The sequence below is a fragment of the Streptomyces sp. NPDC127114 genome (assembly GCF_042677525.1).
Taxonomy (GTDB): Bacteria; Actinomycetota; Actinomycetes; order Streptomycetales; family Streptomycetaceae; genus Streptomyces.
This window is the reverse complement of the sequence record NZ_JBHXTJ010000008.1, coordinates 1-24,077: the sequence shown is the minus strand read 5'-3', so window position 1 is coordinate 24,077 and position 24,077 is coordinate 1. Positions and strand designations below refer to the sequence as shown.

The 24,077-nt window shown below is 70.7% G+C and carries 22 protein-coding genes and 3 tRNA genes; 11 read left to right on the top strand and 14 right to left on the bottom strand.

The features are described from left to right. Positions 1-14: 14 nt before the first annotated feature. The 3 genes from ACFVGS_RS10720 to ACFVGS_RS10710 form a co-directional block, all read right to left on the bottom strand. The gene (locus tag ACFVGS_RS10720; RefSeq protein WP_385435744.1) at positions 15-191 is read right to left on the bottom strand and encodes a hypothetical protein; all 177 of its coding nucleotides are present in this window, start codon (positions 189-191) and stop codon (positions 15-17) included. Positions 192-383: 192 nt separating this feature from the next. Further along, entirely contained in the window at positions 384-1,646 is a 1,263-nt protein-coding gene (locus ACFVGS_RS10715; protein WP_384415701.1) for an MFS transporter, read from the bottom strand. After that, a complete protein-coding gene (locus ACFVGS_RS10710) occupies positions 1,643-2,101 on the bottom strand; it encodes a GNAT family N-acetyltransferase (RefSeq protein ID WP_384415698.1) in 459 nt (152 codons plus the stop codon). Before ACFVGS_RS10710 ends, ACFVGS_RS10715 begins: the two co-directional genes overlap by 4 nt. 229 nt (positions 2,102-2,330) lie before the next feature. Between ACFVGS_RS10710 and ACFVGS_RS10705 the strand changes: the two genes are divergently transcribed. After that, positions 2,331-3,452, top strand: coding sequence for a nucleotide disphospho-sugar-binding domain-containing protein (locus ACFVGS_RS10705; RefSeq protein WP_385692220.1), 1,122 nt, complete (start codon positions 2,331-2,333; stop codon positions 3,450-3,452). A gap of 165 nt (positions 3,453-3,617) precedes the next feature. Here ACFVGS_RS10705 and ACFVGS_RS10700 read toward each other — a convergent pair whose 3' ends face one another. After that, positions 3,618-4,094 carry a MarR family winged helix-turn-helix transcriptional regulator gene (locus ACFVGS_RS10700; RefSeq protein ID WP_385692218.1) on the bottom strand — a complete coding sequence of 159 codons (477 nt, stop codon included), beginning with the start codon at positions 4,092-4,094 and terminating at the stop codon, positions 3,618-3,620. Positions 4,095-4,218: 124 nt separating this feature from the next. Between ACFVGS_RS10700 and ACFVGS_RS10695 the strand changes: the two genes are divergently transcribed. The 3 genes from ACFVGS_RS10695 to ACFVGS_RS10685 all read left to right on the top strand — a co-directional run bounded on the left by ACFVGS_RS10695 (position 4,219) and on the right by ACFVGS_RS10685 (position 7,478). Beyond that, on the top strand, positions 4,219-4,635 hold the full coding sequence (locus ACFVGS_RS10695) for an organic hydroperoxide resistance protein (RefSeq protein WP_385692216.1): 417 nt from the start codon (positions 4,219-4,221) through the stop codon (positions 4,633-4,635). A 291-nt stretch (positions 4,636-4,926) separates the two neighbouring features. Next, positions 4,927-6,981: a phosphocholine-specific phospholipase C gene (locus tag ACFVGS_RS10690; protein WP_385692214.1), complete on the top strand. Its 2,055-nt coding sequence runs from the start codon at positions 4,927-4,929 to the stop codon at positions 6,979-6,981. A gap of 134 nt (positions 6,982-7,115) precedes the next feature. Continuing rightward, positions 7,116-7,478 (top strand): hypothetical protein, encoded by a 363-nt coding sequence (locus tag ACFVGS_RS10685; protein WP_385692212.1) that lies wholly within the window; start codon positions 7,116-7,118, stop codon positions 7,476-7,478. Positions 7,479-7,491: 13 nt separating this feature from the next. Here ACFVGS_RS10685 and ACFVGS_RS10680 read toward each other — a convergent pair whose 3' ends face one another. From ACFVGS_RS10680 to ACFVGS_RS10660, 5 genes are all read right to left on the bottom strand, one after another. Next, positions 7,492-7,995 carry a hypothetical protein gene (locus ACFVGS_RS10680; protein ID WP_385692210.1) on the bottom strand — a complete coding sequence of 168 codons (504 nt, stop codon included), beginning with the start codon at positions 7,993-7,995 and terminating at the stop codon, positions 7,492-7,494. After that, positions 7,995-9,593 carry a hypothetical protein gene (locus ACFVGS_RS10675; RefSeq protein ID WP_385692208.1) on the bottom strand — a complete coding sequence of 533 codons (1,599 nt, stop codon included), beginning with the start codon at positions 9,591-9,593 and terminating at the stop codon, positions 7,995-7,997. Before ACFVGS_RS10675 ends, ACFVGS_RS10680 begins: the two co-directional genes overlap by 1 nt. Further along, positions 9,590-10,462: an ABC transporter ATP-binding protein gene (locus ACFVGS_RS10670; RefSeq protein WP_385692206.1), complete on the bottom strand. Its 873-nt coding sequence runs from the start codon at positions 10,460-10,462 to the stop codon at positions 9,590-9,592. The genes ACFVGS_RS10675 and ACFVGS_RS10670 overlap by 4 nt, the downstream gene beginning before the upstream one ends. Beyond that, positions 10,449-10,721: a hypothetical protein gene (locus tag ACFVGS_RS10665; RefSeq protein WP_384415671.1), complete on the bottom strand. Its 273-nt coding sequence runs from the start codon at positions 10,719-10,721 to the stop codon at positions 10,449-10,451. Before ACFVGS_RS10665 ends, ACFVGS_RS10670 begins: the two co-directional genes overlap by 14 nt. An 87-nt stretch (positions 10,722-10,808) precedes the next feature. After that, positions 10,809-11,132, bottom strand: coding sequence for a hypothetical protein (locus tag ACFVGS_RS10660; protein ID WP_384415668.1), 324 nt, complete (start codon positions 11,130-11,132; stop codon positions 10,809-10,811). A gap of 332 nt (positions 11,133-11,464) precedes the next feature. Between ACFVGS_RS10660 and ACFVGS_RS10655 the strand changes: the two genes are divergently transcribed. From ACFVGS_RS10655 to ACFVGS_RS10645, 3 genes are all read left to right on the top strand, one after another. Continuing rightward, positions 11,465-12,124 (top strand): response regulator transcription factor, encoded by a 660-nt coding sequence (locus ACFVGS_RS10655; protein WP_384415664.1) that lies wholly within the window; start codon positions 11,465-11,467, stop codon positions 12,122-12,124. A 173-nt stretch (positions 12,125-12,297) separates the two neighbouring features. Further along, complete coding sequence (locus ACFVGS_RS10650) at positions 12,298-12,903, top strand: HAD family hydrolase (RefSeq protein WP_385692204.1); 606 nt, start codon at positions 12,298-12,300, stop codon at positions 12,901-12,903. Positions 12,904-13,000: 97 nt separating this feature from the next. Then, positions 13,001-14,227, top strand: coding sequence for a DUF6236 family protein (locus ACFVGS_RS10645; protein ID WP_385692202.1), 1,227 nt, complete (start codon positions 13,001-13,003; stop codon positions 14,225-14,227). Positions 14,228-14,684: 457 nt separating this feature from the next. Here the strand turns inward: ACFVGS_RS10645 and ACFVGS_RS10640 are convergent, their stop codons facing one another. The 5 genes from ACFVGS_RS10640 to ACFVGS_RS10620 all read right to left on the bottom strand — a co-directional run bounded on the left by ACFVGS_RS10640 (position 14,685) and on the right by ACFVGS_RS10620 (position 18,952). Further along, a complete protein-coding gene (locus ACFVGS_RS10640) occupies positions 14,685-16,481 on the bottom strand; it encodes an LGFP repeat-containing protein (RefSeq protein WP_384415655.1) in 1,797 nt (598 codons plus the stop codon). A gap of 896 nt (positions 16,482-17,377) precedes the next feature. Next, positions 17,378-17,587 (bottom strand): hypothetical protein, encoded by a 210-nt coding sequence (locus ACFVGS_RS10635; protein WP_384415652.1) that lies wholly within the window; start codon positions 17,585-17,587, stop codon positions 17,378-17,380. Positions 17,588-18,558: 971 nt separating this feature from the next. Then, positions 18,559-18,635 (bottom strand) — tRNA-Ile (locus ACFVGS_RS10630). A gap of 163 nt (positions 18,636-18,798) precedes the next feature. Continuing rightward, positions 18,799-18,874: transfer RNA gene (locus ACFVGS_RS10625), tRNA-Asn, on the bottom strand. A 5-nt stretch (positions 18,875-18,879) separates the two neighbouring features. Beyond that, a tRNA-Asn gene (locus tag ACFVGS_RS10620) sits at positions 18,880-18,952 on the bottom strand. A gap of 135 nt (positions 18,953-19,087) precedes the next feature. Here ACFVGS_RS10620 and ACFVGS_RS10615 point away from each other — a divergent pair. From ACFVGS_RS10615 to ACFVGS_RS10600, 4 genes are all read left to right on the top strand, one after another. Next, positions 19,088-19,372: a YtxH domain-containing protein gene (locus tag ACFVGS_RS10615; protein WP_384415649.1), complete on the top strand. Its 285-nt coding sequence runs from the start codon at positions 19,088-19,090 to the stop codon at positions 19,370-19,372. Between the two features lie 21 nt (positions 19,373-19,393). After that, positions 19,394-20,833, top strand: coding sequence for an FGGY family carbohydrate kinase (locus ACFVGS_RS10610; RefSeq protein ID WP_384415646.1), 1,440 nt, complete (start codon positions 19,394-19,396; stop codon positions 20,831-20,833). Between the two features lie 99 nt (positions 20,834-20,932). Continuing rightward, entirely contained in the window at positions 20,933-22,666 is a 1,734-nt protein-coding gene (locus tag ACFVGS_RS10605) for an ABC transporter ATP-binding protein (RefSeq protein ID WP_384415644.1), read from the top strand. Beyond that, on the top strand, positions 22,666-24,077 hold a 1,412-nt coding region (locus tag ACFVGS_RS10600), incomplete at its 3' end, for an ABC transporter ATP-binding protein (RefSeq protein WP_385692199.1). The genes ACFVGS_RS10605 and ACFVGS_RS10600, both read left to right, overlap by 1 nt.

The window sequence follows — 24,077 nt, the reverse complement described above, 5'->3', positions numbered from 1 at the left end:
GCGCGGTGCGTGGCTCAGGAGCCGTCGCCCTGGCAGAGGCTGAAGTCGCCGCAGACGACGACCGTGTGGTCCACCACGGTCACGCTCGGGGCGTCGCTGTCGGTGCCCTCCCAGCCATGGGCGAGTGCCGTGCCGGAGCCGGTGAGGACGACAGCGGCGGCCAGGGCTGCCGTGGCGATGAGCTTGCGCATGAAAACCTCCTGACGAGCGGGGTTGCTCATGTCGGAGCCTGACCTCGGCATGGGACGGCAGCAAGTGCGCACGCGCGGGCGGGAGTCAGGATGACCCGTTCGGCGGGAGCGTCCGTCCGTTCACGCCCACCGCTCGGATGATCTCCTGGACGACGGAGCCGCCGCGGTCGTCGCTCGCACCCGGCCGCCGGCTCAGGCGGTCGGGTTGTGGGCGTCGTACCGGCGGAATCCCTTCCCGTAGAGGGAGAGCAGGCCGATCGCGAGGACGCAGGCGAGTCCGCCGCCGGTGATGGCGACGGCCGGCGAGGTGAGGTCGGCCACCGAGCCCGCCAGGAAGTCGCCGAGCCGCGGTCCGCCCACGACGACCACGATGAACACGCCCTGGAGCCGGCCGCGCATCTCGTCGGGGGCAGCGACCTGCATCATCGTGTTCCGGAAGATCATCGAGACGGTGTCGGAGTAGCCGGCGAGGGCGAGCAGCAGCAGCCCCAGCCAGAGGTTCCGGGTGAGGCCGAAGAGGGCGATCGCGGTGCCCCACGTGGCGACGGAGAGCAGGATCGCCTGCCCGTGGTGGCGGATCCGGCCCTGCCAGCCGGAGAGCACCCCGCCGAGCAGCGCGCCGAACGCCGGTGCGGCGACCAGGAGTCCGGTGGTCTTGGCGTCACCGCCGTACCAGAGCACGGCGACGGCCGGGAACAGGGCCCGCGGGTGGGCCAGGATCATCGCGCAGAAGTCGGAGAAGAACGTCATGCGCAGATTGGGGCGGGTGGCGAGGAAGCGCAGCCCGTCGAGGACGGAGGCGCGCTTGGTGCCGGTGCGTTCCGGCAGCATCGACGGCAGCCGCCACATCGCGTAGAGGGAGGCGGAGAAGGCGATCGCGTCGATGAGGTACGCGGTCTGGTAGCCGGCCAGGCCGACGACGACGCCGCCGAGGCTGGGTCCGACGAGCGTGCCGAAGGTGGTGGTCATGGAGTTGAGCGCGTTGGCGGCGCGCAGCTGCTCGGCGGGCAGCAGGCGGGGGATCATCGAGCTGCGGGCGGGCGAGTTGAGCGCGGCGCAGACCGCCTGCAGGGCGACGATCCCGTAGAGGAACCAGACCCGGTGGAATCCGGCGAACGCGGCGACGGCCAGGGCGGCGGACAGCACGGCGAGACCGGTGGAGCTGGCCAGGCCGAGCTTGCGGCGGTCGACGGTGTCGGCGATGGCCCCGCCGTACAGGCCGAAGACGACCAGCGGGACGAGGGTGAAGAGTCCGACGAGCCCGACGGCGAACGGCGAGCGGGTGATGTCGTAGACCTGGAGGGAGATGGCCAGGGTCGTCATGCCCTGCCCGATCCAGGTGACGGTGTTGCCGAACCAGAGGCGGCGGTAGTCGGCGGAGGTGCGGAGCGGGGTGATGTCGGCGAGGAGCCGGCGCTTCACGGGCTCGGTGTCGGAGGCGGCGGGGGCGCTCACGCGGCGTCGGCCGTGAGGTCGTAGCGCAGTTCCGGGCGGGCCCAGTGGATGCGTCCGGTGGGCTGGACGGTCCCGGTGCGGCGGGCGCCGGTGCGGAGGTAGAACTCCTCGGCGGGCGGGTGGGCGACCACCCGTATCGCGTCGAGACCGGCGGCGCGGCCCTCGCCGATCATGTGCTCGATGAGCATCCGGCCGATGCCGAGACCCTGGGCGCGGTCGGCGACGAAGGCGAGGTCGAGCTCGGCCTCGTCGAGGAGGAGGGCGTAGAAGCCGAGCACGTGACCGTCGGCGTCGACGGCCACGTGGACGGGGTGGTGCTCGATGTACGAGCCGCCCACCTGGTAGCCGTCGACCATGGACGCGTACTCGCCCGCGTAGGCGGAGGACGTGCGGACGAGCCGGGTGAGCCGCTTGGCGTCGGCGGCGGTGGCGCGCCGCAGGGTGATGTCGGGCATGACCCGAGTATAGGAGCGCTTCAGGTCGGAGCTCCTTACAATTTCGGCTCGGGCGCGGCCTCGGCCGGCGATGCGCGCGAGGATGCGCAAATGCCGGGAATGCCCGGGATGCGGGACGTCCGATAATCGATCCCCGCCGGAACACACGACGACCTCGCGCGGGTTCGCCGGACAGGGGGCGATCGGGTACGACCCGCCCTCGTCCGGCAGACCATGGCAAGGAGAAACCGTGCGCATACTCTTCACCGGACCGGCCGCGGCCGGCCACCTCTTCCCGATGATCCCGACCGCGCAGGCGCTGCGCGCGGTCGGCCACGAGGTGCTGTTCGCGAGCTCGCGGCCGCTGGACCGACTCCGCGAGGCCGGTTTCCCGATCGTCGAGATCGGGGACGGCCGCGACATCCGGGAGGTGTTCCAGGAGGCCATGGGCGAGGAGGCGCGTTACGTCACACCCGAGCTGACCTCGGATCAGATCCTCGACAGGGCGGCCCGCGCCTTCGCGTTCGTCTCCCGCCCGACGACCGACGGCCTCCTGGAGGCCGCCGACGGCTGGGGCGCCGACCTCCTGGTCCACGACTCCTTCCAGGCCGCCGCCCCGCTGGTCGCGGCCAAGCTCAAGATCCCGTCGGTGATCCAGAACTTCGGGGTCACCTCCGGCCTCGACATGGTCCGCCGGCTCGCCGGCCACTTCACCGAGGCGTACGAGACGCACGGTGTGCCCGGCCCCGCCGCGGCCACGGCGCTGGACATCATCCCCACCTCGCTCGGCGGCGACCCGGGGAGCCTGCGGATGCGCTACCTCCCGTACAACGGCGGCGGCACCGTCCCCGCCGAGCTGCTGCGCCGCGGCTCCCGGCCGCGCATCGTCGTCACCCTGGGCACCGTGCTCACCGAAATGGACGGCGTCAACGCCATCATCCGGCTGATGGAGGCCGCCGCGTCGGTGGACGCCGAGTTCCTGCTCGCCGTCGGCGACGCCGACCTCACCCCGCTGGGCACCCTTCCGGACAACGTCCGCCCGCTGCCCTGGGTCCCGCTCGCCGAGCTGCTGACGACCTCCGACGCGCTGATCCACCACGGCGGTTCCGGCACGATGCTCACCGCGCTCCAGGCCGGCCTGCCCCAGCTGCTCCTGCCCCAGGGCGCCGACCACTTCACCAACGCCGACGCCCTCACCGCGACCGGCGCCGCCCTGCGCTCCACCGCCGACGGTGTCGACACCGCACTCCTCACCCGCCTCATCACCGAACCCGCGCTGCGTGAGGCCGCCGCCCGCCTGCGGGCGGAGAACGCCGCCCTGCCCACTCCGGCGGAAACGGTCCCGGCCCTGGAGGCCCTGGCCGCCCCCTAGGGCGGCCCCGGGCCGGGGGCCGGGCGAGGGCCGGGCGGGGCCGGCCGCCGGTGGCGGATGTCTGCCATCCGCCGCCACCGGCATCGGGCAGGCATCGCATGCGGGTGAGTTCCGGCCACTTTCCGTCACCGGTCCCGCGACATCTCCCTCGACGCCGGTCCGGCGTCAGCGGCAGTCCAGAGCGCCGGGTTCGACCGCGTCGAGGCGGGCGGCAAGGGCGTGCAGCCGGTCCCGCAGCTCCTGGATCTCGGCCAGGTCGAGCCCCGTCGCGGCGGCGATCCCGCGCGGCACGCCGAGGGCCTTCTCCCGGAGCGCCGCGCCGTCGCCGGTGACGCGGACGGTGACGGACCGCTCGTCCTCGGGGCTGCGCCGGCGCTCGACGTAGCCGGCCGCCTCCAGGCGCTTGAGCAGCGGCGACAGGGTGCCGGAGTCGAGCCGGAGCCGCTCGCCGATGCCCTTGACGGGCAGCTCGCCGTGCTCCCACAGGACCAGCATCACCAGGTACTGCGGGTAGGTGAGGCCGAGCTCCTTGAGCGCGCCGCGGTAGACGCCGTTGAAGGCGCGGGTGGCGGCGTGCAGGGAGAAGCAGATCTGATTGTCCAGCCGGAGGAAGTCCTCGCCGGGGTCGGTGGGTCGGTCCATGGGTCCAGGGTACGGGAGACGCGCATCACACCCAATTAAGTTGTGCGCAATTTAATGGCGCGCTACAAATGAAGCACGGCAGCACCCAGCCAGCCCGCCCCCTCGGAGAGGAACGGAAGAAAACATGGACGCGATCTACACCGCAGTCGCCACCGCCAACGGCCGCGAGGGCCGCGCCGTCAGCTCCGACGGCCACATCGACCTCCCCCTCGCCCACCCGGTGGCCCTCGGCGGCAACGGCCAGGGCACCAACCCGGAGCAGCTGTTCGCCGCCGGCTACGCGGCCTGCTTCGCGAGCGCCATGGGCGTGGTGGCCCGCCAGGAGAAGATCGACGTCTCCGAGGCCTCCGTCACCGCCGAGGTCTCCATCGGCAAGGACGCGGCCGACGGCGGCTTCGGCCTCGCGGTCGTGATGCGCGCCGAGTTCCCGGACCACCTCCAGGGCGAGGCGGGCCGGGCCCTCCTGGAGAAGACCCACGCCTTCTGCCCGTACTCGAAGGCGACCCGCGGCAACATCAAGGTCGAGCTCGTCGTCGAGTAACCGCCGGGCAACCCTCGTCAACGACCCACGACAGCAGTGGACTTCTGTTGACAATCGTCCGCCCCTCCCGGGATCCGTCCAGGGAGGGGCGTTCGCTTGTGAGTATTCACGTTCACCCATGGTGGATTTTCACGTTCGAGCACCGGGGATTCGCCTCGCGTACGACGGGCAGTCATGGGACGGCCGCCGGGCGGTGGTTCACGAGCGCTCTCCTTGGGGCGCTCGCCACCGGCCCCGCCGGCTCCGCACCCGCACCCACCCGTCCGCTCGCATCCCGGAGGAAACTCCCCCATGGCCGACCTCAATCGCCGCCGGTTCCTGCAACTGGCGGGCGGCACCGCCGCGTTCAGCATGCTGTCGAACAGCATCGCCCGCGCCGCGTCCATACCGGCGCAGGGCACGACCGGTACGATCCAGGACATCGAGCACATCGTGGTCCTGATGCAGGAGAATCGTTCCTTCGACCACTATTTCGGCGCGATGAAGGGCGTACGGGGCTTCGGCGACCCGCGCCCGGTCACGCTGCCCAGCGGCAAGTCGGTCTGGAACCAGTCGGACGGCAACAAGGTCACCCTCCCCTTCCGGCCCACCAGCGACAACCTCGGCATGGAGTACCTCCAGGGCCTCAACCACGACTGGGCGGGCGGCCAGAAGGCCTACAACGGCGGCAGGTACGACCAGTGGATCCCCGCCAAGACCAAGGCCACCATGGCGTACCTCACCCGTGAGGACATCCCCTTCCACTACGCCCTCGCGGACGCCTTCACCATCTGCGACGCGTACCACTGCTCGTTCATCGGCGCGACCGACCCGAACCGCTACTACATGTGGACCGGTCACACCGGCAACGACGGCACGGGCGGCGGCCCCGTCCTCAACAACGCCGAGGCGGGCTACGGCTGGAAGACCTACCCCGAGCGCCTGGAGGCGGCCGGGATCTCCTGGAAGATCTACCAGGACATCGGCGACGGCCTGAACGCCGCTGGCTCGTGGGGCTGGATCAACGACGCCTTCCGCGGCAACTACGGCGACAACTCGCTCCTCTACTTCAACACCTACCGCAACGCCCAGCCCGGCAACCCGCTCTACGACAAGGCGCGCACGGGCACGGACAACAAGAACGGCGAGGGCTACTTCGACCGCCTGCGCGCGGACGTACAGGCCGGCGCGCTGCCCCAGATCTCCTGGATCGCCGCGCCCGAGGCCTTCTCGGAGCACGCCAACTGGCCCTCCAACTTCGGCGCCTGGTACATCGCGCAGGTCCTGGACGCGCTGACCTCGAACCCGGACGTGTGGGCCCGTACCGCCCTGTTCATCACGTACGACGAGAACGACGGCTTCTTCGACCACGTGGTCCCGCCGTACGCCCCGGGCTCGGCGTCCCAGGGCCTCTCCACCACCCCGACCACGCTCGACTACTTCCCGGGCAAGACCGGCTACGTCGCCGGCCCGTACGGCCTCGGCCCGCGCGTCCCCATGATCGTCGTCTCGCCCTGGTCCACCGGCGGCTACACCTGCTCCGAGACCTTCGACCACACGTCGATCATCCGCTTCATGGAGAACCGCTTCGGCGTCCGCGAGCCGCAGATCTCGCCGTGGCGCCGGGCCGTGTGCGGCGACCTGACCTCGGCCTTCGACTTCACGCGCACGCAGACCCAGCCGGCCGCGCTGCCCCCGACCGACGCGTACTACCCGCCGGACCGTAACCGCCACCCGGACTTCCTGGCGACCGCGCCGGCCGTCGGCACCATGCCCCGCCAGGAGCCGGGCTCCAAGCCCACCCGTCCGCTCGCCTACGCCCCCTACGTCGACGGCGCCGCCGACACGACCGCCGGCACCTTCCGCCTCACCTTCAGCGGCGGCCCGACGGCCGGCGCGCAGTTCTACATCACGTCCGCGAACCGCACGGACGCGCCGTGGACCTACACGACCGAAGCCGCCAAGTCCCTCTCGGACACCTGGAACACCAAGTACAGCAAGGGCCTCACCGACCTCACGGTCCACGGCCCCAACGGCTTCCTCCGCCGCTTCCGCTCCCCCGGCAAGACGGCGGTCCCGGAGGTCAAGGCCCGCCACAACGCGACGACGGGCGCGCTGGACCTGACCTTCACCAACGCGGGCGCGTCCACGACGGTGACGATCACCAACGCCTACGGCGGCACGCCCGCGACCGTCCCGGTCCCGCAGGGCGCGACGACCACGCACACGGTCGCCCTCTCGGCCTCCGCCCGCTGGTACGACGTGACGATCACGGCCGCGTCGAACGCGGACTACCTCCGCCGCCTCGCGGGCCACGTGGAAACGGGGGCGCCGGGCGTGACGGACCCGGCGATCCTGACGTACTGAGGCCGTGACGTACGGACGTACGGGCGTCGTGACGTACCGACGTCCTGACGTCCTGACGTCCTGAGCACAGCGGCCGGGGCGGGGTGAGTCCGGGTACTCATCCGCCCCGGCCCGGTGCGGGCTGAACTGTCCCCATGCAGACGAACGCCCCCGGCACCGCCTCCGAGACCCGTGCCTCCGGCACCTGGATCGCCCCGCTGTTCTCGACCCTGCTCACCCTGCCCGTCGGCTTCTTCGCCTTCGTCTTCGCAATCTTCTCACCCATGTCCTGCGACTCCTGCGGCAAGGCGGAGGCCGACCGCTTCGACGCCGCCTTCGACGTGGCGTTCCCCGTCTTCCTGGTCGGCCTGCTCGTTCCTCTGGCTCTGCTGATCGCCGCCTGGTCCCTGCCCCGCCGTACCCGCTACACCTCCCGCCGGGCCCTGTTCGCGGTCACGGCCCCGCTGGCGGTGGTCGCCGACCTGATCCTCTTCGTCGGCCTCCTGGGCGCCTCCTGAGCCCCGGCGCCCCTCAGACGGCGGGCTCCCGGTCGCGTGACCGCCCGGTCGTGCGCCACTCCCGGGCCTGGCGCCAGAGCGTGCGACCGTCGTGGCCGGGCGGGATCAGGGTGCTGGCGGGGAAGGCGACGATCGCGCCGAGCAGGGCGAGGGGATGCCATCCGTACGTCAGGCCGACGGCGAGCACGCCCCCGCCGGCCAGTCCCGAGACCGCGGGCCCGCCCACGGCCACCACCAGGTTCCGCGCCGCGCCCAGGTCCTCGTGCGACACCGCCATGGAACCGTCCTGCCACTCGGCCCGCAGCTCGCGCGCCCCGAGGAGCAGCGCCGTCCGCGCGTGGCCGTACTCGTGCAGGACGACGCTCAGCGGGACGGCGACGAAGCCCGCGAGCACCAGGAGCCGGATCGGCCAGCCCGCCGGCCAGACGAGCGCCAGCATCAGCCCGGTCGCCAGGGCCAGCCAGGCCAGGGGCCTGCGTCCGTGGACGACGGCGACCAGCGCCAGGCGCAGCAGCATCACCGCTCCGCCGTCCGTGCGAAGTCACGGTCCTTGACCCGCATCACCTGCTGGACGGCGCACAGGGCCGCCGCCGACACGAGCAGCCAGAAGGCCGCGGTCGCCGCGGCGGTCGACAGCGCGTCGACCGAGGAGGCCAGCCAGAACAGCACGCCCAGGGTCGCTCCGCTCAGCAGTCCGCTGACCAGCAGCGTTACCCGCTTCTCCGCGAAGTCGGCGGTCACCGTGGCGAGGCCGTACAGGACGCTCAGCGCGCTTCCGGCGAGCGCCATGGAGACGATCACCACGTCCCGTCCCGCCTCGAAGGGCACCAGGCTGACGACGCGTACGGCGATGACGGTGAGCAGACCGGCGGCGACCGCCCCGAAGGCGTTCTGCCGGCCCCAGCGGGCGAAGCCGCGGGGGTGGATGGCGTGGATCCAGGCGTTGCCGGCGAGCCGGAACGGGGCCAGGCCGGTGATCAGGGAGGAGATCCCGCAGAGGGCGAGCAGGAGCAGCGAGGCCGTGGCGTCCTGGAGATAGCCGACGTGGTACAGGACGGCGACGGCCGCCGCGGCGGCGAGGGAGACGGACGTGGCGGAGATGTAGAGGGGGTCGCGCAGCAGCCGGCGCGCCTCCGTCTGGGCGCCGCCTCCCGGCAGCCGGATGAAGCGCAGCTGCCACGGGGCGCCGCTCTCGCTGTTGCGGGCGGTCGTACCGGCGAAGGAGAGGACGTACGCGCAGAGCAGGCCCCAGACGAGGGAGGCGAGCACCGCCGCCAGGACACCGGACGGGGTCTCGGGCACTCCTCCGGTCACCGCCAGCGGCGGGCACAGGACGTACAGGCCCGACGTGCGGCCGGCGAGGACCAGGCCGACGCCGGTGATGAGGAGGATTCCGCAGAGCGAGGCGCTGACGGACTTCACGCCGAGGGCGTCGTTCGAGGACCGCATGACCAGCGCGGTCAGGGCCTGGACGGCGAGCGTGGTGACGGTGGCGACCAGCGCGGTGAGCGCCGTGAACAGCAGGGCCACGCCCAGCGCGAGCCAGAAGCCGGTGCCGCCGGTGGCCTGCACCCGGGTGAGGGACAGCACGGTGACGGGGCCGACCAGGAAGGAGGCGACCGTCATCGCCGTGACGTACGGCGGGATCAGCTCGCCCAGTGCCCGGTTCCAGCGGCCGACTCCCTTGGAGACGGCGAGGACGCGCACGCCCGCGGGCTGGAGCCCGAGGATGTCCAGGATCAGCGTGGCCCCCGAGGCCGCGGCCGCCATGCCGGCGAGCGCCGCCCGGTTGACCTCCTTCAGCTGACGGTCCTGGAGCGCCGTGAGGGTCTGCTCGTGGACCAGCGGGGCCAGCGCCTGGACCTGGAAGGCGACCATGGCGAGCCCGAAGACGATCAGGGCCAGCAGGACGGCCGAGGTGATGACCGGGGAGCGCCGCAGCATCTGGCGCACGGTGTTGCGCAGGGACCGCGCGGTCGCCCCGGCGATGGCGAGGGAGGGCCGGAGGGACCGCCGGTTCGAGGGCCGGTCCCAGGGCCTGGGGAATCGCCGGTCCGAGCGCCGCGAGGACGCCGGGTCGGCCTCGCGCGTGCCGACGGGAGCCAGGGCCGTCATGAGCCCGGCCCCAGGAGCTCGGCGAAGACGTCGTCCGCGGTCTCGGAGACGTTCTCGAGTCCGCTGAGCCGCAGCACCGCGGCTTCGAGCGAGGCCGTCCCGGCCGCCTCGCTGATGGAACGCGGAGTTCCCTCGGCGACGAGCCGGCCGTCGGAGAGCACCATGATGAAGTCGCATTCGCGCTCGGCCGTGTGCAGGTCGTGGATGGTCACCAGCGCGGACCGTCCGGACCGCGTCCAGGTGCGCAGGGCGAGCCGCAGGAGCACGGAGCCCTCGACGTCGAGGCCCGAGAAGGGCTCGTCGAGGATGAGCAGCGGGGCGTCGCTGCTGAAGGCGCCGGAGAACTGCAGACGTCGCTTCATGCCGTGGCTGTACGAGCCGACGAGCTTGGTGAGGGCGCCGTCGATGCCGAAGATCGCGGCCAGCCGCTCGGCGTCGCGGACCAGCTCCCGAGGGCGGTCCTCGAGGCCGGCGATCAGGCCCAGGTACTCGTGTCCGGTGAGCATGTCGGGCATGGGCAGTTCGTCGGGCGCGTACGACACCAGGCGCTTCGCCTGGTCGGTGCCGAGCTTCTCCCCGAAGACCCAGCCGTCGCCGGCGCTCGGTTCGGTCAGTCCGATGACGCAGCGCAGCAGAGTGGACTTGCCGGCTCCGTTGGCGCCGACCAGTCCGCACACGGCGCCGGGGGGCATGGTCACGGTCACGTCGCGGAGGGCGTGGCGGCCGCCGAACCGCTTGCTCAGACCGTCGAGGGCCAGCGGGACGTCGGCAGCGGGGACACTCTCGAAGTCCGTCTCGGAGCGCACCTCGGAGACCTCCGCGGCCTCCTCGGAAACGCTCCCGGAGAGGACGGGGTCAGCGGGTGGCACGGTCGGCACCCCGCTTCCTGGACAGCGCGAGGTACGCGACGGGGAAGCAGGCGGCGGCCAGCGCGGCGATGACGAGCGGGAAGTACGCGGAGGGCTGCAGGCTCAGCTGGGCGTCCGTCTGCACGTACTCGATGAGGCCGGGCACGCTGACCGATCCGTCCCGGGACATCGCGTACATCATGGACAGCACCAGGGCGGCCAGGCTCAGACCGGCCCCGCCGAGGAGCGCCAGGAGGGCGGACTTGACGATCTTCTTCACGCTGGGTCCAAGAGGTTGTGTGCCGAGGAATGACGAATGACGGGCGGCCCGCCCCACGCGGGGTACGTGGGGCGGGCCGGCACCTGCTTAGTACTTCTCGCAGATGATCTTGAACTCCCAGACGCGCCAGCCGTTCGGGCCGCTCCACTTGACGCGGTCGTAGCCGCGGCTGACGCACTGGTACGCGACCAGGGCGTAGGACACGACGCCGGCGACCAGGACGACGGCGATGGCGATGATCAGCACGATCTGCCAGACGCGGTGCGCGAGGAAGCGCGGCTCGTCCTCGGTGCCCTTGGCCTTGGCCAGCGCCATGGAGGCGTGCTGGGCCAGGGCCTGCGGGGCGCTGGTGGCGAGGATCTGGGCCTGGGTGGCAAGACGCAGCGGCGTCTCGCGCAGGGCAGTGAGCACCTGTCGTTCCTTTCGATGGGATCGATACGATCGAGCAGGTGCCCGCCCCGATTGGAGCGGGGCGGGCACTCCCCCGGCGGCAATGCCTCCGGGACGGTTCGATCCTGGCCGTTCGCGACGCCCGTGCACACTGCCGATCGCTCGCCTCCTTTGGTTGGTGCACCGGACAAGCCGGTCGATAGGACACCGCACGGGACGATTCCGAGTTATCAGGTCTGGACCACATCTGTTCCGGGCCCGATTCCCGCCCAACTTGCTCTGGGGCGTGGCTGATTACGTGAGGTAAGTTCTCTCCCGACCACGGCTTGATGCAGTACTCAGGGGGATTGACCATGGACCACGTCACCGTCATTCATCACCATCCATGGATTCGCAGGGGCCTTGAACAGGCATTGACCGAAAAAGGGGAATTCGCCGTCACCATGTGCTCGTCCGCCGAAGCGGGTATCGCCGCCGTGCGGGACCGGCCGCGGACGAGCGTTCTCGCCGCCGCCGGGCTGCCCGAACTGGACCGGCTGCTCACCGTCCTGGGAGGACGGGAACTGCGCTGCGCGCCGGTCGCGTTGATCGGGGACCCGGACAACATGGCGCAGCGGCCCCAGCCGCTGCCGCCCGGCGTCTCGGGTTTCTTCCCCGAGGAGGTGGACCCTCGGGCGCTGTCCCACGCCGTGCACGCCATGGCCGCGGGCGCGGCGGTGCTGCCGCTGGCGATGCTGTGGTGCTCGTTCATGCGGGGCCCGAAACCGGGCCGAAAGGAGAAGCCGGTGCCCGCGTTTCTGACCCTGCGTGAGCGCGAAATTCTGGCGCTGATCGGCGGGGGCCTGACAAACGTGGAGATCAGCGACCGGCTGGGGCTCACGGCCTCGACGGTGAAGGCGTATGTCAGCAATATCTATTGCAAGATCGGCGTCGACAACAGGGTCCGTGCCGCTCTCTTCGCCCACGGCATCGACCTGCCCCCGGCGCCGGCCGTGTACGCCCCGGCCGGCTGACCACCCGCGGGAGGGCCGCCCGGGCCGCACACCCGGGCGCCCCTCCCGCGCAAGCGGGCCGGCGCGTACGCCCTGGAGATCAAGGGCGGCACGGCGAGCGGCTTCCGCTCCGGTCGACACGACGTACCACCACACAGCCGTGAAACAGCGCCGGGACCGTCTATCGTCGGCCCATGCGGCCAAAGGTGATCCTCTTCGACCTCGGAGACGTCGTCTGCGGGTTCCGCCCGCGGCGGCGCCTGGCCGCCCTCGCGGCGGCGTGCGGGGTCAGCCCGGAGCAGGCGGAGAGCACGCTCTACGACTCCGGTCTCGTCGAGCGGTGGGACCACGGCCTGGCCACGCCCACGGAGATCCACCACACCCTGCGGGAGGAGCTGGGCTACCCGGGCGACATGGCCGCCCTCCACCAGGTCTGGTGCAGCGCCTTCGAGCCCGACCCGCGGATGCTGGCGCTGGTGGACGGGCTCCGCCCGCCGTACCGCACGGCCCTGCTGACCAACAACGACCTGCTGGTCATGGAGGCCCTCCCAGAGGTGCTCCCCGAGGTCGCCTCCCGCTTCGACGCCCTGCTGTTCTCCGGCCGCCTGATGGCCGCCAAGCCCGATTCGGCCGCCTACCACCGGGCCCTGGAGCTCATGGACTGCTCCCCCGACGAGGCCGTCTTCATCGACGACAAGCCCGCCAACGTCGCCGGCGCCCGCGCCGTGGGACTCACCGCGATCCACTTCACGGGCGCCGCGGAGCTGCGCACCACGCTGGACGAACTGCTGCAGCAGTGACCGTACTTGTACGGTGAACCCCGCGACGCCCGACTGCGTACGTCGCCGGCGCGGGGCCGGCGGTGAAGCCGGAGAGCCTTCGTCCTGGGGAGCGATCATGCACCGGATCGGCCTGTACTACCCGTACATCCACTGCCGCGACGAACGCTGGCTCAAGCTGACGGCCCTGTACTGGCCGAAGCTCGCGCGGGTCGTGCCGGACGGATACCCGGTCGCGGACTCGGACACCGTCGCCGCCCTGGACGACGGGCTCGGCGGCTTCCTTCAGGCCACGTCCCCGCACGCCGCCGCCGAGGCGGTGGCCCCGCTCTTCCTCGACCTGTTACGGGAGCACGGCGAGGCACTCCGCGCCGTGCACGGCATCGGCGAGACCCACAGGGCGCACGGCGACCGGGTCATGGCCGAGGCGAGCGCACCGGCGGACGGGATCCTCGCTCGCACCGTCCAGCGGCGGCACGTTCTCGCCGCGCTCCATGAGGAGGAGGTGGCCCCGGAGCTGCGAGAAGCACTGATCGAGCACCGCCTGTCCTTCGCGACCGTACGCACCCGTCCGCCGTACCGGTACGGCGTTCCCTGGCTCGCCATGAGTCCCCGGCTGGCCTGGGTGTACAAGTGCGTGCTCACCGACGAGCTGGCCCGCCGCACACGCTTCACCCCCGTGACCGACCAGCCGGTCTCCCACGCGGTCCACGGGTGGGACTCCCGGCTCCTCGCGCGAGCGCTGCTGGACCTGGGGGACCACGCCGCCCCGGCGCCGGCCCCGGCCGAGAGCCTGGAACAGGCCGTCGGTCTGTTGTCGCTGCGCCTCGTCGTCCCGGAGGACCTGGACGCCGTGCCCGTGGAGAAGATCGTCCGATTACGTACGCGACACCGCGCGGAGTTCGACGCGTTCACCGGCGCGGTCGGCACCGTCGCGAAGGACCTCCGCGAGTCCCTGGGGTCGATCGACGACCCGGACGCCCTTCGGCAGTACGTGGACCTTGCCGTCGCCCAGTCCTTCGCGACCCCGCTGGCGGAGCTGCGGAAAGCCATGAACTTCCTGGGGATCACCACCGCGTTCGGCGCCATGAACACGAAGTTCGAACTGGGCACCGCCACCGCGCTCGTCCTCGGCGGCCTGCCGGCCGGACAGCCGCTGGTCACGGCGAGCGGCGCGGTCCTCGGCCTGGCAGCCCTTCGCCACAGCACGGCCCGCGCCCGCGACGCCCAACTGCGCACGTCGCCGACGGCGTACCTGCTGCGCGTGGAAAGAGACCTCCAGCCCCGGCGGCTCCACCGACGGGTGACCCGGGGCTTCGGCCGCATCGCGGGAACGTCGATCTGAGCGACTCGCACCGCGGATCGCTCCATCCGGGTGAGCCCCCGCGTGTCGCTGCCGTGATGCCCGTCACCCCCGGTGCACCGTGGACCGTGGAGTACGAAGAAGCCCGCCCCCGCAGGTAAAACCTTCCTGCGGACGCGGGCTGCGGTGGGGCGGGTGGGACTCGAACCCACGGCCGACGGATTATGAGTCCTTTGGGGATCTTGGCGGCCCTTGCGTTTTGACGCCCATGAGTGACGTTTTGCCTGGTCAGATGAGGTGAGGGTTCTCCCTCTTTCCCGACCTTGGTCAGCCCTTTCCTGTCCATGCGTCCAAACGCCGTCCAAACGTCGTCCAAACCCCGTTCCATCCAGACGCGTTCACGGTGGTGCGCGGCGGTCACACCAGCTCAGCAAGGGACTTCGGACTCACGTGCGGCGGATTCCCGTTCCAACGCCCAGAGGCTTCGCCCCCCGTGCAGTCAGTTCTCTGGACAGGTTTCGTCAATGGGCACCCACATGTACATGCCCTCTTCGGTCGTCTCTCCCGTGTGGTGGTCGAACCGCTTCTGCTTGACGAATCCGCAGCCTTTGACGTTCTTGGAGGCGAAGAGGGCAGCCAGCGCGCCGGCCACGATGATCAGACGGGTTACGACGATGCTTCCGACGATCGTTGCGACCACCGCCAGCAGATCCCCCGCCCCGAAGTCGACTGTGAGCGTGGTCTCGGCACGCGCGGTGCGCCACAAGTCGAAATTATCCTTGATGCGCGTGTCCACCCCTTCGTGGTGCCAGGTGTGCGCACGGTTGCCGCCGAGCACGAACGTGCCCTCGACGTCGCCTTCCTCCGCGAAGACAAGCGTCTGGCCGCCGGCAGTGAGCGTGGTGACGATGGCGACGTCGTAACTCAATGCTCCGGTGGACCGCATGCTCCCGTTGAAGCGGAAGGCACCGTTGCTGCTGATCAGCAGCTCGGCGAAGCCGTTCGCGGCGGCATCGTCCACGTGGATGACCCCGGTCTTGATCTCCCTGCTGTCGGCAGCGTCAAAGGGCGCCTTGCCGTCCTTGAAGGTGATGGTGCCGTGTTCGAAGTCCAGTTGCTCGCCGGTCTGGTCGGTCGTGGGGTAGCCAAGGTAGGACGTCTCCGACCCGAGCCTCTCCCAGTGGTCCCGGACGGGGCCACGGATGTCGTGGGCCCCGGTCTGCGGCGAGTAGTAGATGGAGCCCTTTTCGAAGCGGTTGAAGCGGCCTAGCTGATCGGGTGTCGCGGTCTCGTCGGTGACCGGGAAGCCGAGCGGACCGCTCGGCCCGCCCCTCGTCACGTACTTGGCGAGGATGGCCCCGTAGACCCATTGGGCGCCGGTCTGTGGATGCCAGTAGACGTCGCCGGTGGAGTAGTGCTGGACGTAGCCGCCGTCGCCTACCTCTTGAACGTCGGACGCGGGGAACCTCGGGCCGGGGGGTCCCTCGCCAAGGACGGCCGCCTTCCGCTGGATCTGCTCCATGGCGCGCGTCATCGCGGCAGGCGGCTTGACGGCCAACAGCAGAGGGCGGTTCGTTGGGCGCAGTGGTTCGAAGCCGCTGATCGAGAGGTCGATGGGGAGATCGCCCAGCGGAGTGTCCGCGGCAACGGTCAGATCAAGCGTCGTCGCGGCCAATCCGCCGGCGGGCACGCTCACGATCCGCAGGGCCCGAACGTCCGGATGCACGACTTCAAGCTTGATGTCGGATGCGGGGCTGCCGGACGGTAGCGTGACGTGTACGGCTACTTGCTCCACAGCGCCCCGATGGACCTGAATCGGCTCCGTGGGAAGGTCCACGCGAAGGCCGCCTACGACCAGAAGCAGAGGAATTCTGACCGGCTGCTCCCAGCCTGTTGCTTCCACCACAAGAACCGCGTTCGCCGAGTCAGGCGGATCCATCGCCGGCGCGATGAACTCGACTTCTCCCTTGACCAATGTTCCGGCCTGGACATCAAGGGCCTCGCCCGAGCCAACCCGCCCGAACTCCGCGTACTCGACAAAGTCCAGGCCTTCCTTTCGCGCCTTCTCCCGGAGAGCTGGCGGCAGTTGCTCGATCTCCTCGTCGCTGAGCGGATGGAACTCCTTGCGGAAGCAGACAAGATTTCGGAAGCGAATGAACGAGTCGCCACCGACGACCGACCCTGCCATCGTGCCGTTGGGGACGGCGTCCGGGGCGACGACGAAGTCCTGAACCACAGTCTGTCCCGGCTCGGCCACGCGGTGCATGCTCGCGGGCTCGATCTTTCCTTGCGGCATCGCGGACTCCAGGGTGTGAAACCGGACTTCCAGCAGGCAACAGTCGTGTGAAGCCAGTCGCGGTCCAATGACGCAGAACAGATACCGGTACCACCGTCTCGCCATCCCGGAGATCCTGCATGTCGATCTAGCGTCCTGGGACTGGCTCTGTTCACGAGAAGTTCCGGCTAGAACGTGCGCCACGCGCATACGACGTTCGGGCAGGTGATACCGGCGGACTCGCAACCGCAGTACGACGCTTCTCCTGCCCCTTGGCGCATCGGCCGGAAAGCGCGGGTAGGAGCCGTGAACACGGCTCGACCACGTCCCCCCTCGTCAGCATGGCCCGTCCCATGCTGCTGGTCGTCGCCGTGAGTCATTGGATCGGCCGGTCCGACGGATCCCTGATCGGTGGGAGGGACGAGCCGGTGGGGGGTGTTGCTCGGCTATCTCCTGCTGGCAATCGTCCAGTTCGGCATGTGGGGCCCGCTGTACTGGGCAAGGGGCGATCCCGGTCCTGGTTTCTGACGCAGCGCCGTCTGGGGCTTCGCCTACTCGGCGTACGTCTGGGCTACTCGCTCGCGACCTGGCGCGCTTTGGGCCGCCACCTGCGGGGGCACGTGGCGTGGGCCAAGACGCGGCGTATCACGGAGATCGCCCCGCCGCGCGCCCAGCCACGTCTCCAGACCACGAGAGGGCCCGCTACCGGGGCGCCGCGCTCCGGTGCGAGCCCGTCGCCCCCTCCACCACGGCCGAGCAGCGCACAGGCCTCGCTTCCCGCCCCGGCCGCCGGCACCGCGACGACCATGACCACAGTGAGCCCGCTGGCCAGGACGGCGTAGACCGCCGTCAGGAACTGCGTCCAGGTCAGCGCCGCCGCACACAGCAGCGTCGTCACGAACGCACGGCGCCGGTGGTCACCCGTGCGACGCCACCACGGCACCCAGGACGGTGACCAGCGCCACCATCCCGCCGCCGGTGTCGCGCATCAGCGCGCTGAACAGGGCGAGGCGGGACTCATGCCCACCCGGAGGCAGCCCGGCCTCGGCGGGATGGGAGCCGAGATGGTCCGGGCGGGCCGTACCGAAGTCGTCGAGGGCGTCGTACGCGACTGGGGCAGTCACCATCGGAGGGGTGACAAGGAAGGATTACGTCATCCGTTCCCCGTACTCGGCCCACCGCGGATCGGTCTGGGGAGGGTTCTCCGCTCACCAGCTCCTGCCCTCGTACGCGAAGTCCGCCGGAAGCCCCAGGTCGCCGGCGGCCCCACGGGCATCGTCGCTGTGAGCAAGGAGGCCGACGACGACCATCTCCGTGGGTTGATCCTCCGGAACTGCCCGAGCTGCGCCGCGATCTCGCCCACGTCCGCGCCGATGATCACCACCGCGGCCAGCGCGGTGTGGCCCGGCCCCGCCATCCGGCCCGCCGCCGACCCAGCGGGACGCGGGCGAGCGCGAGGAGAACCACAAAGGGCACTGCCATGGTCGCCGACTGGGTCTTGGACGCCACCGCGACGACGGCTCCCGCCGTGCCGGCGAGGAACCCGAAGGCGTTCTGCGGAACGTCGTGGAGTGCGCGCTGCGGTTCCTGGTTGTCGCGGCCGGCAGGGCGTCCGCGAAGAGCGCGCAGGCACCCGCGATCCGGAAGCCGAGCAGGCCGCTCAGGACCTCCCGGCACGGAGCAGCCAGTTGCCGGGCGGGACGAGCGTCACGACGTCGAGGGGGCACATCCTGCGGAACCCGTGGCCGTTGTCGGCCATGCGGCGGCACCGGCACAGAGGGCGAACCGATGGCGGAGGCTGAGCCATCACGCGCTTTGGTCATGCGGACGCTTCAACGGCCGCCGATGCGGGCCGCAAGGACCACACCCCGAACCGGGAAAGTCATGCACGGCCCGGCCACAGCCCTGGTGCGCTCCGTACGACCGACCGCAGGCCCGCCGGGGCGCATCCGGGTGACTTGGGCGTGTCGGTCCACCCTCGTCCAAACACTCTGTCCAAACATGGGGAAACCCGGGACCGGTGACTGTACGCGAGCGCGGCAGAATCCACCTGCCCAGGCGAAATGCCTGGTCAGATCGATTCTGCCGTGCCTCGCAGTGGTGGGGCGGGTGGGACTCGAACCCACGGCCGACGGATTATGAGTCCGCTGCTCTAACCGGCTGAGCTACCGCCCCGAACACCACGGCACGTACAAGTGTGCGCGCCGTCTGCCGCAGCATAGCCGCTCATACGATCTCCTGCTCCGGATGGGCGGCCATGCTCGATCTAGAGGACTCCGGGGCCGGGCAGGTGGTTCCCCGGGGAACGAAAAAGGACCCCGAAGGGTCCTTCTCCTGGTGGCTCCCCCGGCTGGACTCGAACCAGCAACCCTCCGGTTAACAGCCGAATGCTCTGCCAATTGAGCTACAGGGGATCGCGCTCCCCCGACTGGACTCGAACCAGTAACCTGCCGGTTAACAGCCGGCTGCTCTGCCAATTGAGCTACAGGGGATTGCTGCGTTGCGACGAACGGTCCCACCTCCGGCCTTGCCGGGGGGCGGGCGCTCGCTGCGAGACATAGATTAGCGCAAGCAGGGGGGTGCTCCGCCAATCGGTATCCCCAGGGCGCTCCAGGAAGGATCGCAGCGTGCGGTACAAGCTGGTGTTCGTCGCCGGACTGGGCCTCGGTTTCGTGATCGGGACACGGGCCGGGCGAGAGGCGTACGAGCGGATGAAGAAGTCGGCCAAGCAGGTCGCCGAGAACCCGGCGGTGCGCAACGCGGCCGAGTCCGCCGCGCAGACCGGGCGGCAGGCGGCCGGGAAGGCGTTCCACGCCGCCGGTGAGCAGGCGCAGAAGATCCGGGCGCGGGTGAGTCACAACGGCCAGGCCGCGCAGTACGAGGACGATGACTGGGGCACCAGCAACACCTGACGTACGGCAGAATCATGTGCCATGGGGATAGTCGCCGGTCTGGACAGTTCTTCCGACTCCACGCGCATCGTCGTCTGCGACAGCGAGACGGGCGCCGTGCTGCGTCAGGGGCATGCCCCGCATCCCCTGGAGCCCAAGGCCGCGGACGTCGACCCCCAGGCCTGGCTGCTGTCCCTCGGTGAGGCCGCGACCGGCGGGCTGCTCGAAGGCGTGCAGGCGATCGGTGTCTCCGCGCAGGGGCACGGGCTCGTGCCCCTCGACGCGCAGGGCGGGCTCGTCCGGCCCGCGATGGTCGGGAACGACAAGCGGGCACAGGTCGCCGCCGCCGACCTCGTCGAGGGTCTTGGCGGGCGGCAGGCCTGGACCGAGGCCGTCGGAACCGTGCCGGCCGCCGGTCTCGCCGTCGCCAAGCTGCGCTGGCTCGCCCGCAACGAGCCCGAGCACGCCCAGCGCGTCGCCGCGGTCCTCCAGCCGCACGACTGGCTGGTCTGGCAGCTCCTCGGCCGTCCCGCGCGCCGCACCACCGACCGCGGCGCCGCCTCCGGCACCGGGTACTGGTCCGCGCGCGACGGGGCCTACCGGCCCGACCTGGTCGAGCTCGCGCTCGGGCACCAGGCCGCGCTTCCCGAGGTGCTGGGGCCCGCCGAGGCCGCCGGCACCACGCCCGAGGGGCTGCTGATCTCCGCCGGTACCGGCGAGACGATGGCCGCCGCCCTCGGCCTCGGGCTCGGCGTCGGGGACGCCGTCGTCTCCCTGGGCGCCTCGGGATCCGTCATGGCCGTCCACCACGAGGCCCTGGCCGACCCGCACGGCATGATCACCTCCTTCGCCGACGCCACCGGCATGCACCTGCCGGTCGTGCACACGTCGAACGCCGTACGGGCGCTGCGCGGGACCGCCGAGATGCTGGGGGCCGAGTCGCTGGACGAGCTGTCCGCGCTCGCGCTCACCTCGACGCCCGGCGCCTCCGGCCTCGTGCTGCTGCCCTATCTGGAGGGCGAGCGGACGCCGCATCTGCCGCACACCGCCGGCACCCTCGCCGGACTGCGCCGCGAGTCGATGAAGCCCGAGCACCTGGCCCGGGCCTCCTTCGAGGGCATGCTGTGCTCGCTCGCCGACGCCATGGACGTGCTGCGCGGACGGGGCGTCGAGGTGCGCCGGGTGTTCCTGCTCGGCGCGGCCGCCGGGCTGCCCGCCGTACAGGCCATGGCGCCCGCGCTGTTCGGTGCCCAGGTCGTCGTGCCCCAGCCGGCCGACTACGCGGCGCTCGGTGCCGCCCGGCAGGCCGCGTGGGCCCTCGGGGTCTCCCGGGGCACCCTGTCCCCGGCGGCCCCGCCGGCCTGGCAGGGCGCCGCGGCCCAGGTCTTCGAGGCCGGCGAGGAGCTCGCCGTCGGGCAGGCCGTACGGCAGCAGTACACGGCGACGCGGGAGCAGATCCACCCGGGCGCGTTCAGCGCCTGATTCCGATCCGGACCCGTTTCGTAAAGACTTCGCCAGGGCTCGCCGCCCCGCGTCAAAACGAGTCGTAACGCCTCGGGGGCGCGGGCGATAGTAGAACCCGTGCTCATAAGACTCCTCCGAACCTTCCTCCGGCCGTACAGCAGACCCATCGCCCTGCTGGTGCTGCTGCAGCTCCTGCAGACCAGCGCCACCCTCTACCTGCCCACCCTGAACGCCGACATCATCGACAACGGTGTCGTGAACGGGGACACCGGCTACATCCTGCGGTTCGGCGCGCTGATGATCGGCGTGTCCCTGCTCCAGGTCGTGTGCAACATCGGGGCCGTGTACTACGGCGCGCGGACCGCCGCCGCTCTCGGGCGGGACGTGCGGGCCGCGGTCTTCGACCGGGTGCAGTCCTTCTCCGCCCGGGAGGTCGGGCAGTTCGGCGCGCCGTCGCTGATCACCCGCACGACCAACGACGTGCAGCAGGTGCAGATGCTGACCCTGATGGCGTTCACCCTGATGGTCTCCGCGCCGATCATGTGCGTCGGCGGCATCGTGATGGCGCTGGGCCAGGACGTGCCGCTGTCGGCGGTGCTGATCGCGGTGGTGCCGGTGCTCGGCATCGCGGTCTCGCTGATCGTGCGGAAGATGCGGCCGCTGTTCCGGACCATGCAGGAGCGGCTCGACACGGTGAACCGGGTGCTGCGCGAGCAGATCACCGGCAACCGGGTGATCCGCGCCTTCGTGCGCGACGGCTACGAGCGCGAGCGGTTCAAGGGGTCGAACACCGAGCTGACGGACGTCTCGATGTCCACCGGGCGGCTGATGGCGCTGATGTTCCCGACCGTGATGACGGTCGTGAACGTGTCGTCGATCGCCGTCGTCTGGTTCGGCGCGCACCGCATCGACAGCGGCGCCATGGAGATCGGCGCGCTCACGGCCTTCCTCGCGTATCTGATGCAGATCGTGATGGCCGTGATGATGGCCACCTTCATGTTCATGATGGTGCCGCGGGCCGAGGTGTGCGCCGAGCGCATCGAGGAGGTGCTCGCCACCGACTCCAGCGTGGTGCCGCCGGCCGAGCCGGTGCGCACCCTGGAGCGGCGCGGGCATCTGGAGGTCAGGAGCGCGGACTTCCGGTACCCGGGCGCGGAGGAGTCGGTGCTGCGGGACGTCGAGCTGGTCGCCCGGCCGGGCGAGACCACCGCGATCATCGGTTCGACGGGCTCCGGCAAGTCGACACTGCTCGGCCTGGTGCCGCGGCTGTTCGACGTGACCGGCGGAGAGGTCCTGGTCGACGGCGTGGACGTGCGGAAGCTCGACACGGAGCTGATCGCGCGGACGGTCGGACTCGTGCCGCAGAAGCCGTACCTGTTCTCCGGGACGGTCGCGACGAACCTGCGGTACGGGAAGCCGGACGCGACCGACGAGGAGCTGTGGCACGCCCTGGAGGTGGCCCAGGCCAAGGACTTCGTCAGCAAGCTGGAGGGCGGGCTCAACGCGCCCGTCGCCCAGGGCGGCACGAACGTGTCCGGTGGTCAGCGGCAGCGTCTCGCGATCGCCCGCACGCTGGTGCAGAAGCCGGAGATCTACCTCTTCGACGACTCCTTCTCCGCCCTCGACTACGAGACGGACGCCCTGCTGCGGGCCGCGCTCGCGGAGGAGACGGCCGACGCGACGGTGGTCATCGTCGCCCAGCGGGTGTCGACGATCAGGGACGCCGACCGGATCGTGGTCCTCGACGAGGGCCGGGTCGTCGGCACCGGCCGGCACCACGAGCTGATGGCGGACAACGAGACGTACCGGGAGATCGTGCTCTCCCAGCTGACCGAGGCGGAGGCTGCCTGATGGCCGGTCCTGGCGGACGGATGATGGCCGGCGGCGGGCCGGACTCGAGGTCGATGGATTTCAAGGGCTCGGGCAAGCGGCTGCTGAAGCAGCTGGCGCCGGAGCGCGGCGCGCTGTGGGTGATGCTGGTCGCCGGCGTGCTGTCGGTGGCGGCCTCGGTGGTCGGGCCGAAGATCCTGGGCAAGGCCACCGACCTGGTCTTCGCGGGCGTGGTCGGCCGGCGGCTGCCGGAGGGCACCACCAAGGAGCAGGCCCTGGAAGGGCTGCGCGCCAAGGGCGACGGCGGGATGGCGGACATGCTGTCCGGGGTGGACTTCACCCCGGGCAAGGGCATCGACTTCTCGGCGGTCGGCGAGGTGCTCGGCCTGGCGCTCGGCGTGTACGTGCTCGCGGGCCTGCTGATGCTGGTCTCGACCCGCATGTCGATCAAGGTGATCAACCGGACGGTCTACCGGATGCGCGAGGAGGTCCAGGCGAAGCTCGCGCGGCTGCCGCTGTCGTACTTCGACAAGGCCAAGCGCGGCGAGGTGCTGTCGCGGGCGACGAACGACATCGACAACATCTCGCAGACCCTCCAGCAGTCGATGGGCCAGCTGATCAACTCGCTGCTCACGATCGTCGGCGTGCTCGCGATGATGTTCTGGATCTCGCCGCTGCTCGCCCTGGTGGCGCTGGTCACGGTACCTCTGTCGGTGGTCGTGGCGACGCGGATCGGCAAGCGCTCGCAGCCGCACTTCGTGCAGCAGTGGAAGTCCACGGGCAAGCTGAACGCGCACATCGAGGAGATGTACACCGGCCACACGCTGGTGAAGGTCTTCGGGCGGCAGCGGGAGTCCGCGCAGGACTTCCACGAGCAGAACGAGGCGCTGTACGAGGCCGGTTTCAAGGCCCAGTTCAACAGCGGCGTCATGCAGCCGGTGATGCTGTTCGTGTCGAACCTGAACTACGTGCTCGTGGCCGTGGTCGGTGGTCTGCGGGTGGCGAGCGGCAGCCTGTCCATCGGTGACGTGCAGGCCTTCATCCAGTACTCGCGGCAGTTCTCGATGCCGCTGACGCAGGTCGCGTCGATGGCGAACCTGGTGCAGTCGGGCGTCGCCTCCGCCGAGCGGATCTTCGAGCTGCTCGACGCGGAGGAGCAGGAGCCGGACGCGCCGGTGAGCGAGAGGCCGACCGAGCTGAAGGGCCGGGTGGCGCTGGAGGGCGTCTCCTTCCGGTACGAGGAGGACAAGCCGCTGATCGAGGACCTGTCGCTCGCGGTCGAGCCGGGCCACACCGTCGCGATCGTCGGCCCGACCGGCGCCGGCAAGACCACCCTCGTCAACCTCCTCATGCGGTTCTACGAGGTCACCGGCGGCCGCATCACCCTCGACGGCGTCGACATCGCCAAGATGACCCGCGAGGACCTGCGCAC

Coding starts and splice junctions, on each gene's coding strand:
- ACFVGS_RS10720 (WP_385435744.1), bottom strand. CDS start 191: ATGCGCAAGCTCATCGCCACGGCAGCCCTGGCCGCCGCTGTCGTCCTC.
- ACFVGS_RS10710 (WP_384415698.1), bottom strand. CDS start 2,101: ATGCCCGACATCACCCTGCGGCGCGCCACCGCCGCCGACGCCAAGCGG.
- ACFVGS_RS10700 (WP_385692218.1), bottom strand. CDS start 4,094: ATGGACCGACCCACCGACCCCGGCGAGGACTTCCTCCGGCTGGACAAT.
- ACFVGS_RS10695 (WP_385692216.1), top strand. CDS start 4,219: ATGGACGCGATCTACACCGCAGTCGCCACCGCCAACGGCCGCGAGGGC.
- ACFVGS_RS10690 (WP_385692214.1), top strand. CDS start 4,927: ATGGCCGACCTCAATCGCCGCCGGTTCCTGCAACTGGCGGGCGGCACC.
- ACFVGS_RS10685 (WP_385692212.1), top strand. CDS start 7,116: ATGCAGACGAACGCCCCCGGCACCGCCTCCGAGACCCGTGCCTCCGGC.
- ACFVGS_RS10680 (WP_385692210.1), bottom strand. CDS start 7,995: ATGCTGCTGCGCCTGGCGCTGGTCGCCGTCGTCCACGGACGCAGGCCC.
- ACFVGS_RS10675 (WP_385692208.1), bottom strand. CDS start 9,593: ATGACGGCCCTGGCTCCCGTCGGCACGCGCGAGGCCGACCCGGCGTCC.
- ACFVGS_RS10655 (WP_384415664.1), top strand. CDS start 11,465: ATGGACCACGTCACCGTCATTCATCACCATCCATGGATTCGCAGGGGC.
- ACFVGS_RS10650 (WP_385692204.1), top strand. CDS start 12,298: ATGCGGCCAAAGGTGATCCTCTTCGACCTCGGAGACGTCGTCTGCGGG.
- ACFVGS_RS10645 (WP_385692202.1), top strand. CDS start 13,001: ATGCACCGGATCGGCCTGTACTACCCGTACATCCACTGCCGCGACGAA.
- ACFVGS_RS10640 (WP_384415655.1), bottom strand. CDS start 16,481: ATGCCGCAAGGAAAGATCGAGCCCGCGAGCATGCACCGCGTGGCCGAG.
- ACFVGS_RS10635 (WP_384415652.1), bottom strand. CDS start 17,587: ATGGTGACTGCCCCAGTCGCGTACGACGCCCTCGACGACTTCGGTACG.
- ACFVGS_RS10610 (WP_384415646.1), top strand. CDS start 19,394: ATGGGGATAGTCGCCGGTCTGGACAGTTCTTCCGACTCCACGCGCATC.